10 protein-coding genes are annotated in these 11,919 nt (G+C 63.7%); 7 read left to right on the top strand and 3 right to left on the bottom strand.

Annotation, left to right across the window (positions count from 1 at the left end; genetic code table 11):
- Positions 1 to 72: 72 nt before the first annotated feature.
- Positions 73 to 996 (bottom strand): EDSAP-1 family PEP-CTERM protein, encoded by a 924-nt coding sequence (locus tag RUGAMON1_RS18670; RefSeq protein ID WP_445231916.1) that lies wholly within the window; start codon positions 994 to 996, stop codon positions 73 to 75.
- 324 nt (positions 997 to 1,320) lie between these two features.
- Between RUGAMON1_RS18670 and RUGAMON1_RS18675 the strand changes: the two genes are divergently transcribed.
- From RUGAMON1_RS18675 to RUGAMON1_RS18705, 7 genes are all read left to right on the top strand, one after another.
- Positions 1,321 to 2,304: a porin gene (locus RUGAMON1_RS18675; protein WP_445231917.1), complete on the top strand. Its 984-nt coding sequence runs from the start codon at positions 1,321 to 1,323 to the stop codon at positions 2,302 to 2,304.
- 66 nt (positions 2,305 to 2,370) lie between these two features.
- Positions 2,371 to 3,309, top strand: coding sequence for a substrate-binding domain-containing protein (locus RUGAMON1_RS18680; RefSeq protein WP_445231918.1), 939 nt, complete (start codon positions 2,371 to 2,373; stop codon positions 3,307 to 3,309).
- 33 nt (positions 3,310 to 3,342) lie between these two features.
- Positions 3,343 to 4,965, top strand: coding sequence for an ATP-binding protein (locus RUGAMON1_RS18685; protein WP_445231919.1), 1,623 nt, complete (start codon positions 3,343 to 3,345; stop codon positions 4,963 to 4,965).
- A 112-nt stretch (positions 4,966 to 5,077) separates the two neighbouring features.
- Positions 5,078 to 6,679: an ABC-F family ATPase gene (locus tag RUGAMON1_RS18690; RefSeq protein ID WP_445231920.1), complete on the top strand. Its 1,602-nt coding sequence runs from the start codon at positions 5,078 to 5,080 to the stop codon at positions 6,677 to 6,679.
- 84 nt (positions 6,680 to 6,763) lie between these two features.
- The gene (gene nadA / locus RUGAMON1_RS18695) at positions 6,764 to 7,909 is read left to right on the top strand and encodes a quinolinate synthase NadA (protein WP_445231921.1); all 1,146 of its coding nucleotides are present in this window, start codon (positions 6,764 to 6,766) and stop codon (positions 7,907 to 7,909) included.
- Positions 7,906 to 8,772: a carboxylating nicotinate-nucleotide diphosphorylase gene (gene nadC / locus RUGAMON1_RS18700; RefSeq protein ID WP_445231922.1), complete on the top strand. Its 867-nt coding sequence runs from the start codon at positions 7,906 to 7,908 to the stop codon at positions 8,770 to 8,772. The genes nadA and nadC overlap by 4 nt, the downstream gene beginning before the upstream one ends.
- A gap of 130 nt (positions 8,773 to 8,902) precedes the next feature.
- Positions 8,903 to 9,685, top strand: a complete 783-nt coding sequence (locus RUGAMON1_RS18705) for a PEP-CTERM sorting domain-containing protein (RefSeq protein WP_445231923.1) — start codon at positions 8,903 to 8,905, stop codon at positions 9,683 to 9,685.
- A gap of 36 nt (positions 9,686 to 9,721) precedes the next feature.
- Here the strand turns inward: RUGAMON1_RS18705 and RUGAMON1_RS18710 are convergent, their stop codons facing one another.
- Both RUGAMON1_RS18710 and nadB read right to left on the bottom strand, forming a co-directional pair.
- Positions 9,722 to 10,258, bottom strand: a complete 537-nt coding sequence (locus tag RUGAMON1_RS18710) for a GNAT family N-acetyltransferase (RefSeq protein ID WP_445231924.1) — start codon at positions 10,256 to 10,258, stop codon at positions 9,722 to 9,724.
- 9 nt (positions 10,259 to 10,267) lie between these two features.
- The gene (nadB, locus tag RUGAMON1_RS18715) at positions 10,268 to 11,881 is read right to left on the bottom strand and encodes an L-aspartate oxidase (protein WP_445231925.1); all 1,614 of its coding nucleotides are present in this window, start codon (positions 11,879 to 11,881) and stop codon (positions 10,268 to 10,270) included.
- Between the last annotated feature and the right edge of the window lie 38 nt (positions 11,882 to 11,919).

The following is an 11,919-nucleotide window of genomic DNA, read 5'->3' on the forward strand; positions in this document are numbered from 1 at the left end:
TGTCCAACGGGATATTTTATTGTGGCAAATCCCCCACGCCCGCCAGCCTGGCGTGGGGGAGGGGCGCCGCGCTTAGCTGTTGCGGCTGCGGCGGCGTGAGACGACGCCCATGATGCCGAGGCCGGCCAGCAGCATGGCGTAAGTGTCGGCCTCGGGCACGGCCGACTGGATCGCGATGTTTTCATGCATGGACAGGTTCAGCGTGTAGACGCCGGCCGCCAGTGCGTTGGTGCTGGCGCTGAAGCAACCCACGCCGCCGACAATGCAACTGGTCGGCGCGAAAGTCAATGGGCCGCCGTTGCCTTTCAACGCGGTCAGCGAGGTGTTGAGGGTGTAGGCGTCCGCAGTTTCGGTGCCGCCCTGGATGCCGCCGGCGATACCGTCGGGCGCCCAGTTGAACACGATGTTGCCGGCATTGTCGATCAGATTGAAGTTCAGTCCGATCGATCCCTGTGCTTGCGATGGCGCCACCTCGCTGTTGGTCAGGTAGGCCTGGATGTAGGGCAGGGCGTCGAAGTGGAAGCTCAGCTTGTCGCCCGCGCCGGCGACGACGGTGGTGGTCAGCAGGGTGGCGGACGAGTTGCCGGCGACCGCGTTGGCCGTGCCGTTGCCGACCAGCTTGCCTTCAGCGAAGTTGCGGGCGCGGGTGAACGGGGCGCCATTCAATTGCAGCTGGTCGATGGAGGCATCGGCCACCGCAAACGATGTGGCGGACGCCGCATTGCTGGCGTAGCTGTTGTTGACGTAGCCGGCCCAGCCCAGTTGGGCGGGCGCGCTGTCGGTCACGCCGGCGCCGCCGTTCGATACGCAATTGCCGTTGGGCAGGCACGCGGTGGCGAAGGAGCTGTTGACCGACGCACCGACGGCGGCGCCGTTGCTGGACGTGACAACCAGGTTGGTGATTTCATTGTAAGCGCGGGCGTAGGTATCGGCGTGTGCGGCGGTGCTGGCGAGACAGGCGGTTGCGGCCGCCATGGCGATGACTGCTTTTTTCATTCAATTCCCCTTACGATTATTGATGTGGAACACGCCTGCGGATGTGATGAACATTCGCAAGTATGCGTGGAGACATGATGCTAAAACGCCATCCTGCGCCCGTCTTGATTCGCGTCAAATGTGTCGGATATTATGTTAAATGCAACAATTTCATGGATTGCGCTGTTTGATGGTTTAGGGACACACTTTTATTGCGTCACGGATGGATTGATTGACTGGTGTCTACGTCGGTAGTAAAACGGTACTTGCATCGGTGAATTTCTCGGTCCATCCGGCCCCACCGGCGCATTGTTGATCGTTTCTTCTTGACCAAGGAGATGCGCCATGAAGCAATTGCTGTGGGCCTTGTCCGTGCTGGTCTTGGCGGCGCAGGCGGCGCGGGCGCAAAGTAGTGTGACCGTGTACGGCGTCATCGATGCCGGCCTGGTGGCGGACCGCGACTCGGGCAAATCGACCACCAGGGTCGAGAGCGGGCAGCAGGCCGCCAGCCGGCTCGGTTTCCGCGGCAGCGAAGAGCTGGGCGGCGGCATGAGCGCCATCTTCAATTTTGCCTCGTTCATCAGCGCGGACACCGGCCAGCTGGTGTTCGCCAACCGGATCTTCGGTTTCCAATCGTGGGTCGGACTGGCCAGCCGCTATGGAACGATACGGGCGGGGCGCATGTTCACGCCGTATTTCGCGGCCATCGACAACAATGACCCGTTCGATGCCTGCGGCCCCGGCGAATCGACGCGCGTGTTTGCCGACTCCGGCGTGCGGATGGATAACACCGTCAAATACACGCTGCCGGGCGGCCTGCATGGTTTCTATGGCGAGTTCGCCTATGGCGCGGGCGAGGTGGCGGGCAACAGCGCCGGCAACCGCCAGCTCAGCATGAACGCCGGCTACGCTGCCGGTCCCGTCAACCTGCAGACGGCCTACCACGCCACCAACGATGCGCTCGGCAACAAGGCTGCGCGCAACCACATGGTGGGCGGCAGCTACGACTTCCATTTGTTCAAACTGTGGATGGCGCTGGCGCGCAGCCGCAACGATACGGTGCTCGATACGCGCGACGCGCTGATCGGCGTCAGCGTTTCGTTCGGCGCCAGCGTTCTTGCGGCGGACTACGTGCACAAGCACGACCGCTTCCACGACCATGCCGACGCCACCCAGATCGCGTTCGGCTACTATTACTACCTGTCCAAACGGAGCAATCTCTACCTGGTGCACTCCGGACTCGTCAACGGTAGCGCAGCCAGCTATCAGGCCAGCGTTGCCGGCGGTGCGCGCAGGTTGACGTCACTGGGCATGCGGCATGAATTCTGACCGCCGAAGCCAAGGGGGGGGATGATGAACCCGCGCTCATTTCTGCGTCACGTCATGGCATGCGTCATGCTGCTTGGCGTCTTGCTGTGTCACGCCCGGGCCGATGCGGCGGCCAGGGAGATTGTCTACATCACTGCCAAGCTGGACTTGCCGTTCTGGAGCACGCTGGGCAAGGGAATCGAGTCGGTCGCGCTGGCCAATGGCTATACCTACCGCGCGCTGGACAGCCGCCTGGATCGCGCGACCCAGCTGCGGCACGCCACGGAGGCGATAGCGCACGGCGCGGCCGGCATCGTGATCTCGCCCATCGACAGCCAGAGCGCGCCGGACGTGCTGGAGCTGGCGCGCAAGGCGGGGATTCCAGTGGTGATCGCCGACATCGGCACCAACGGCGGCCAATATGTCTCCTACGTCAAGTCGGACAACTATCGCGGCGCCTACGATGTGGGCGCCGCGTTGGCGGCCGCGCTCAAGGAGAAGGGTTGGCAGGGCGATCCGTTCGCGCTGGTGACGATTTCGCTGGCGCGCAAAAACGGCCAGGACCGCACCAACGGTTTTCGCGACGCCATGAAGGACGCAGGCATCACGCGCGAAGGCGGGCTGCGCCAAATGCAAACCTATTCGGCAGAGGAAACGAGCGGCTTTGTCAAGGAGCTGCTGGCCGCCGCGCCCGGCGTACGCAGCATCTTCGTCGAAACCGACCAGCCGACCATGGGCGCGCTGCAGGCCATCAAGGCGGCCAGGAAGCAAAGCGAGCTGTTAATCGGCTCCTTCGACGCGATGCCCGAGGTGGCCGAGTTGCTGAAGACGGGCCCGCTGGTGGCGGTCGGCATGCAGCAGCCCTACCTGATGGGCGTGAAGGCGGCCGAGGCCCTGGTGGCCAGCCTGCAGGGCAAGGCGCCGGCCAAGCAAATCCTGGTGCCGATTCTCGTCGCGACCGCCAGGAACATCGGCCAGCTGATGCCGATCGCGAACAAGACGGTGTTTGGCATCGATGGCAAATAGGCGCCGCAGCAGCCGGCAAGGGCGGATATCGCCATGCGCTACCCGCACCTGAGGATAGGCCAGCGCCTGGCTCTCGGCTACGGCTTCGTCATCCTGCTGCTGATCGCGATGACGCTGGTCGGCGTCGCCAGGCTGGGCGCCTTGAGCCGGACCACCGACGAGGCGCTGCGAGAAAAATATCCGAATACCCTGAGGGTCAATGAAGTCATCGGCGAGCTGGGCGCAATCGCGCGCGCCATGCGCAACACGCTGATCATGAGCGAGCCCGGCCAGGTCAAGGCCCAGCTGGACGACATCGTCGGCGCCAAGCGTAAGATGGCCGGGCTGCTGGATCAGCTCAACCGGAGCGTGCAGGACCCGCGCGGCAGGGAAATCCTGCAACAAATCGACATCATCCGCTCGGCCTACATCGTCAACCAGGAAGAGTTCATTGTCCTGCTGTCCGACGGCCGGCGCGGCGAGGCCAAGAACCTGCTGCTGGTCGACCTGGATCCCTACCAGAGCGACTATTTCCAGGCCCTGGGCCAGCTGCTGCAAAACGAGAGCGCGCTGATGGAGCAGGCCAGCGGCAATATCCGCGCTTCCTACTACCGCGCGCGGACGGTGATGCTGTGGTTGACGGCATTCGCGGCGGTGCTCAGCGTGGGCATCACGTTCTACATCACGCGCACCCTGCTGCGCCAGCTGGGCGGCGAGCCCGACTATGCGACCTCGATCGCGCGCCAGATCGCGGCCGGCCGACTGGAACTGGACATCGCCATCGCGCCGCGTGACCGCAGCAGCCTACTGTTCGCGATGAAGGTCATGCGCGATTGCCTGGAAGAGCGCAGCAACGCGCTGCAGGACGCCAATGTCGAACTGGAGCAATCGATCGAATCGCTGCAGCAGACCCAGGAGGACCTGGTGCGCAGCGAAAAGCTGGCCGCGCTCGGCGCACTGGTGGCCGGCGTGGCGCACGAACTGAATACGCCGATCGGCAACGGCGTGCTGGCCGCCAGTTCGCTGCTCGACCACGCCAGCACATTCGAGCTGGCTTGCGCCCAAGGCTTGCGCAAGTCCGCGCTGGACGCGCACTTGGCCGAGGTCAAGCAGGCCGGCGAAATCCTGCTGCGCAACCTGACCCGGGCCGACGACCTGGTGGCCAGCTTCAAGCAGGTGGCGGTGGACCGCGAAAGCACCCAGGGGCGCCGCTTCGTGCTGGACGAGGTGATCGCCGAAATCATATTGACGCTGTGGCCGACACTGAAGAAAAGTGGCGTAACGATCACGCACGACATCCCGTCCGGCATCGTGATGCACAGCTACCCCGGTCCGCTGGGCCAGGTGGTCACCAACCTGGTCAACAACGCGGTGATCCACGGTTTTGACGGCGTCCAGGGCGGCAACATCGACGTCACCGCGCGCCTGCTCGATGCCGACTGGATCGAACTGGAGATCCGCGACAACGGCCAGGGCATCGCCCCGGACCGGCTTGGGCGCATCTACGATCCGTTTTACACCACCAAGCTGGGCAAGGGCGGTTCCGGCCTGGGCCTGAATATCGTCTACAACACCGTGCACGGCGTGCTGGGCGGACGGATCGCCGTGCAAAGCGAGCTGGGCAAGGGTACCCGCTTCACGGTCAGCTTGCCGCTGGTCGCCTTCCGCGCCGCCTGAGGCCTGCGGCGAGGATGATTTTGCCGCCGCCATTCCGGCAAGCGCCCAACAATGGTAAAATGCCCGGTTATCCAGCTTCATTGCTAAATTCAACGCTTTAAGGGCTTTATTCGTGCTATCGACCGCTAACATCACCATGCAATTCGGCGCCAAGCCGCTGTTCGAAAACATTTCCGTCAAATTCGGCGATGGCAACCGCTATGGCCTGATCGGCGCCAACGGTTGCGGCAAGTCCACCTTCATGAAAATCCTGGGCGGCGATCTGGAGCCGTCGGGCGGCAACGTGATGCTGGATACGAACGAGCGCCTGGGCAAGCTGCGCCAGGACCAGTTCGCGTACGAAGAAATGCGCGTGCTGGACGTGGTGATGATGGGCCACACCGAAATGTGGGCGGCGATGCAGGAGCGCGACGCCATCTACGCCAACCCGGAAGCCACCGACGACGACTACATGAAGGCCGCCGAGCTGGAAGGCAAAGTCTCCGAGTACGACGGCTACACCGCCGAATCGCGCGCCGGCGAGCTGCTGCTGGGCGCCGGCGTGGCCATCGACCTGCACAAGGGGCCGATGAGCAATGTGTCGCCGGGCTGGAAGCTGCGCGTGCTGCTGGCGCAGGCGCTGTTCTCGAATCCGGACATTCTGCTGCTGGACGAACCGACCAACAACCTGGACATCAATACCATCCGCTGGCTGGAAGACGTGCTGAACGACCGCAACTCCACCATGATCATCATTTCCCACGATCGCCACTTCCTGAACCAGGTCTGCACCCACGTGGCCGACATGGACTACGGCACGCTGAAGATCTATCCGGGCAACTACGACGAGTACATGTTTGCCTCGACCCAGGCGCGCAACCAGCAACTGGCCAACAACGCCAAGGCCAAGGACAAGGTCGCCGAACTGCAGGACTTCGTGCGCCGCTTCGCCGCCAACAAGTCCAAGGCCCGCCAGGCCACCTCGCGCGCCAAGCAGATCGAGAAGATCAAGGTCGACGACATCAAGCCATCGTCGCGCGCCTATCCGTTCGTGCGTTTCGACGGCGAGAAGAAGCTGCACCGCCTGGCAGTCGAGGTCGATTCGATCGCGAAGAAATACGACCGCCAGCTGTTCAACAACTTCAGCATCATGGTGGAAGCGGGCGAGCGCATCGCCATCATCGGCGCCAACGGCGCCGGCAAGACCACGCTGCTGCGCTGCATTGGCGGCGACGACATCGCCGGCCTGCACGCCGACCACGGCATGGTCAAGTGGGCCGAGAACGCCAACGTCGGCTACATGCCGCAGGATCCGACCGAAGAGTTCTCCAAGGACACCACGCTGACCGACTGGATGGGCGACTGGACCCAGGAAGGCGACGACGACCAGGCCGTGCGCTCGATCCTGGGCCGCCTGCTGTTCGGCGGCGACGAGGTGAAGAAATCGGTCAAGGTGCTGTCCGGCGGCGAGAAGGGCCGCATGATGTACGGCAAGCTGATGCTGGGCCGCCACAATGTGCTGCTGCTCGATGAGCCGACCAACCACATGGACATGGAATCGATCGAGTCGCTCAACATCGCGCTGGAAAAATACGCCGGTACGCTGATCTTCGTCTCGCACGACCGCGAATTCGTCTCCTCGCTGGCCAACCGCATCATCGAGATCAAGGAAAACGAGATCGTCGATTTCCGCGGCAACTACGAAGACTACCTGACCAGTCAGGGTATCGACTAATCACTCTAAAAGAATCCCGCCGCCAGCGGGATTCTTTGCAATGTGCGATAGTTATTGCTTCCCGTTTCACGTTCACCGAACACCATGCAAACCATAGACATCAAATCCGTCGAGTACGAGCATCCACAAGACGGCGCCAGCTGCACCGCCCACGCCTGGGCGCGCACGCCAGCGACGCCATCGCCCGAGCAACGGGTTGAACTCAAGGAGCGCATCAAGCGCCTGCTGAAAGAAAAGCAGGCCGTGCTCGTTTCCCACTATTACGTCGACGCCGACCTGCAAGACCTGGCCGAGGAAACCGGCGGCTGCGTCTCCGATTCGCTGGAGATGGCGCGCTTCGGGCGCGACCATCCGGCCAAGACGCTGGTGGTGGCCGGCGTGCGCTTCATGGGCGAGACCGCCAAGATCCTCAGCCCGGAAAAGCGCATCCTGATGCCGGACCTGGACGCGACCTGTTCGCTGGACCTGGGTTGCCCGGTCGATGAATTCACCGCCTTCTGCGACGCCCATCCTGACCGCACGGTGGTGGTGTACGCCAACACCAGCGCCGCCGTCAAGGCGCGCGCCGACTGGATGGTGACCTCGTCGATCGGCCTGGACATCGTCAAGCACCTGCACGAGCAGGGCAAGAAAATCCTGTGGGCGCCGGACAAGCACCTGGGCTCCTACATCCAGAAGCAGACCGGCGCCGACATGCTGCTGTGGCAGGGCTCCTGCCTGGTGCACGACGAGTTCAAGGGCATCGAACTCGACCTGCTGAAGGCCGAATATCCGAACGCCAAGGTGCTGGTGCACCCTGAATCGCCGGCCAACGTGGTGGCGCTGGCGGACGTGGTCGGCTCGACCACGCAGATCATCAACGCCGCAGTCGAGTTGGACGCCGATACCTTCATCGTCGCCACCGACAACGGCATCCTGCACAAGATGCGCGCCGCCGCGCCGGGCAAGCGCTTCATCGAAGCGCCGACCGCCGGCAACAGCGCCAGCTGCAAGAGCTGCGCGCATTGCCCGTGGATGGCGATGAACGGCCTGCAAAACCTGGCCGACGTGCTGGAGAACATGGACAACAACACCGACCATGAAATCCACGTCGATCCTGAGATCGGCAGGCAGGCGGTCACCTCCATCAACCGCATGCTCGATTTCGCGGCGGCCAAGAAGGCCAGGGTGCAGCCGGGCGCTGACTTGGCAAAAGAAGCTAAACTGTTTTCGGGAATCGGTCCGGCATGAGTACCTTAATCAACACCTTTGCACCTTTCGACGACGCGTTGAAGACCGCCTTTGAAGGCAATTTGCTGGCGGCCCTGCTGGAAGACGTCGGCAGCGGCGACCTGACCGGCCTGCTGGTGCCGGACGGCGGCCGCGCCACCGCGCGCGTGATCGTGCGCGAGGACGCGGTGCTGTGCGGCGCGCCCTGGTTCGAAGGCATCATGAACTGCATGCAGGCCGGCATCGAGATCGACTGGCAATATGCCGAAGGCGATCTGATGAAGGCCGACAGCCTGGTCTGCACCATCCAGGGGCCGGCGCGCGCGCTGCTGACGGCGGAACGCGCCGCGCTCAATTTCCTGCAATTGCTGTCGGGCGTGGCGAGCGCCACCCGCAAGTATGTCGACGTCATCGCCGGCACCCGCGCGGCCATTCTCGATACCCGCAAGACCATGCCGGGCTTGCGCCTGGCGCAGAAGTACGCGGTGCGCGTGGGTGGCGGACAGAACCAGCGCATGGCGCTGTACGACGGCATCCTGATCAAGGAAAACCATATCGCGGCGGCCGGCGGCATCACCGCTGCGGTGCTGGCGGCCAAGCGGCTGGAGAAGGGAGTGTCGATCCAGGTGGAAGTGGAGAGCATCGCCGAACTGGAAGAGGCGCTGGCGGCCGACGCCGGCTCCATCCTGCTCGACAACTTCAGCCTCGACATGATGCGCGACGCGGTGCGGCTCAACGCCGGCCGCGCCTTGCTGGAGGCTTCCGGCGGCATCAACTTCGATACCGTGCGCGCCATCGCCGAGACCGGCGTGGACCGTATTTCGATCGGCAGCCTGACCAAGGATGTGCGCGCAACGGATTACTCCTTGCGCATCGTCGGTTAAGGTTTCAGCCGTCTGGCGGACACGTGAAAACAATTCATGTGTTCGATTAAGAATTATTAATTAGGAATGACTTAAATACAATATAATCTCGCTTGTTTTTTTAACACTGTTAACTAAAGGAGCGAGTTTAATGAAATTGCAATTATTGGCGGGTGTGGCGGCAATGGTGGGTCTGACGGGCATGGCGCACGCGGATGGTTTCTACAATGGCGGTTTCGAGGCCGGCACCACCGGTGGCTGGAGCAGCGGCGGCGGCTATCGCGGCGGCGTCGACAACGTCGGCATGCTGCCTTCGCAATTCCTGCCTGGTGGCAGCCTGAATAATGACAACGGCAACCGCGGCGCCGTGGTCGACAGCAGCTATGTCGATCCCAACCTCGGCGCGCTGCTGGGCTCGACCGTGTACAGCGGCAAATATTCCTACCGCGCGGAAGACACGACCAACGGCGGCTATGCCACCGTGATCAGCCAGAAAGTCAGCAACTACACCGATGCGAACATCTACTTCGCCTGGAAAGCGGTGCTGGAGAACGGCGGCCATGAGGAAAACGAATCGGCGCTGATGAAGCTGACCCTGACCGACGACACCACCGGCCAGTTGCTGATCAGCCGCAGCTACAACGCCGGCTTCACCGGTTCGGGCGTGGACAGCCGTTTCGCTTCCGAAGGCAGCCTGTTCTACACCCCCAGCTGGCAAGTCGAACAACTGAGCATCGACCAGTCGCTGTCCGGCCACAGTTTCACGCTGTCGCTGCTGGCTTCCGACTGCCAGCCGACCGGACACACCGGCTATGCCTATCTGGACGGTTTCGGCGCCGTGACGCCGCCAGTACCTGAACCTACCACCTACGGCATGATGCTGGCCGGCCTGGGCCTGCTGGGCTACATGGCGCGCCGCAAGAAATCGGCTTAAGCTGTTGCCGGCGCCGGCGGCTGATGCCGGCCGGCGCTAGGCGTCGATACGCTTGCGCATTTTTGCCAGCGGCACCTTGATGTCGCCCGGCAGCGTAATGTCAAACCGTTCCACCATCGTGAAGCCGCAAGCCAGGTACAGCGGCACGCCCGGCATGGTGGCGGCCAGTTCCAGCGTGCGGAAGCCGGCGGCGGCCGCCGCATCGGTGCAATGGCTCAGCAGCAAGCGGCCCAGTCCCTGGCGGGCCGCCGACGGCTCGACGAAGAAGGCGCGGATGCGCGCCGCTTGCGTGGCCGGATCGAGCAGCGGGTCGGCGCCTTGCTTGGTACGGTCGGCGCCGAACAGCGTGGCGCGCTTGCTCCAGCCGCCGCAGGCCACCAGTTCGCCGTGTTTTTCAATCAAAAAATAGGTTTGATCGGCGACCAGCTGGGTGTCGACGCCGAACACGTGGCGGGTGATCGCCGCGGCCTGCTGCGGCGTGTAGAAACCGTCGCTCAACTCGATGCCCGAGCGGGCGATCAGCGCTTCCATCGCGGGGATATCGCCCGGCAGGGCTGCGCGCACGGTGATCACGCCCGCTCCCTATTTGCGGCGGGCCGGCGTCAGGATGCTCGGCAGCGCTTTCGGCAGCGTCTCCGGGTAGTCGCGGCTGAAGTGCAGGCCGCGGCTTTCGTGCCGCTGCAAGGCGCTGTTGACGATCAGGTTGGCGACGTCGACCAGGTTGCGCAGCTCCAGCAAGTCGTGCGTGATGCGGAAGTTGCGGTAGTACTCGTCGATTTCCTCCTTCAACAGCGCGATGCGGTGCTGGGCCCGCTCCAGGCGCTTGGTGGTGCGCACGATGCCGACATAATTCCACATGAAGCGGCGCAGCTCGTCCCAGTTGTGGGAGATGACCACTTCCTCGTCGGCGTCGGTGACGCGGCTTTCGTCCCAGTCAGGCAGGTAGGGCACTTCGCCTTTTTCCTTGGCCGCGATGTCGGTGGCGCAGGCGCGGCCGATGACCACGCATTCCAGCAGGGAATTGCTGGCCAGGCGGTTGGCGCCGTGCAGGCCGGTGCAGGCGGTTTCGCCCACCGCGTACAGGCCGGGCAGGTCGGTGCGGCCGTGCAGGTCGGTCACCACGCCGCCGCAGGTGTAGTGCGCGGCCGGCACGATAGGGATCGGCTGTTTGGTGATGTCGATGCCCAGTTCCAGGCAGCGCGCGTAGATGGTCGGGAAGTGTTCGATCAGGAACTCGGCCGGCTTGTGGCTGATGTCCAGGTGCACGTAGTCGAGGCCGCGTTTCTTGATCTCGAAGTCGATGGCGCGCGCCACCACGTCGCGCGGCGCCAGTTCGGCGCGCTCGTCGTGGGCCAGCATGAAGCGGGCGCCGGCGGCGGCGCCGGCTTCCGGCGGCAGCTTGAGCAGGCCGCCTTCGCCGCGGATCGCCTCGGTGATCAGGAAGGATTTGGCGTAGGGGTGGTACAGGCAGGTCGGATGGAACTGGATGAATTCCATGTTCGACACGCGGCAGCCGGCGCGCCAGGCCATGGCGATGCCGTCGCCGCTGGCGGTGTCGGGATTGGTGGTGTACAGATAGACCTTGCCGGCGCCGCCGGTGGCCATGACCGTGTGTTCGGCCGCGAAGGTCAGCACCTGGCCGGTCTTCTCGTCCTGCACGTACAGGCCGTAGCACTTGGGCTGGGCGTTGGCTTTCTTCAGCGGGTGCAGCTTGTCGGAGGTGATCAGGTCGATCGCGCAGTGGTGCTCGAACAGCGTGATGTTCGGATGGGCGCGGACCTTTTCCTCCAGCGTGACCTGCACCGCGTGGCCGGTGGCGTCGGCCGCGTGGATGATGCGGCGCTGGCTGTGGCCGCCCTCGCGGGTCAGGTGGAAGCCCAGTTCGGCCGAATCGTCCTTGGTGAAGGGCACGCCCTGGTCGATCAGCCATTCGATCGCCTCGCGGCCGTGCTCGACGATGTAGCGCGTGGCGCTTTCGTCGCACAGGCCGCCGCCGGCGATCAGCGTGTCGTCGATGTGCTGGGTGTGGCTGTCGCCAGAATCGAGCACGGCGGCAATGCCGCCCTGGGCCCAGTTGCTGGCGCCATCCTTCAGCGCGCGTTTGGAAATGATCGCGACTGTGCGCGTTTCGGCCAGGTGGAGGGCGACCGACAGGCCGGCCAATCCGCTGCCGACAATTGCAACATCAAATTTCATGATTACGTTTGGATGCGGTAGAGAACCATGACTATAGA

Source organism: Duganella rhizosphaerae (assembly GCF_040364205.1).
GTDB lineage: Bacteria > Pseudomonadota > Gammaproteobacteria > Burkholderiales > Burkholderiaceae_D > Rugamonas > Rugamonas rhizosphaerae.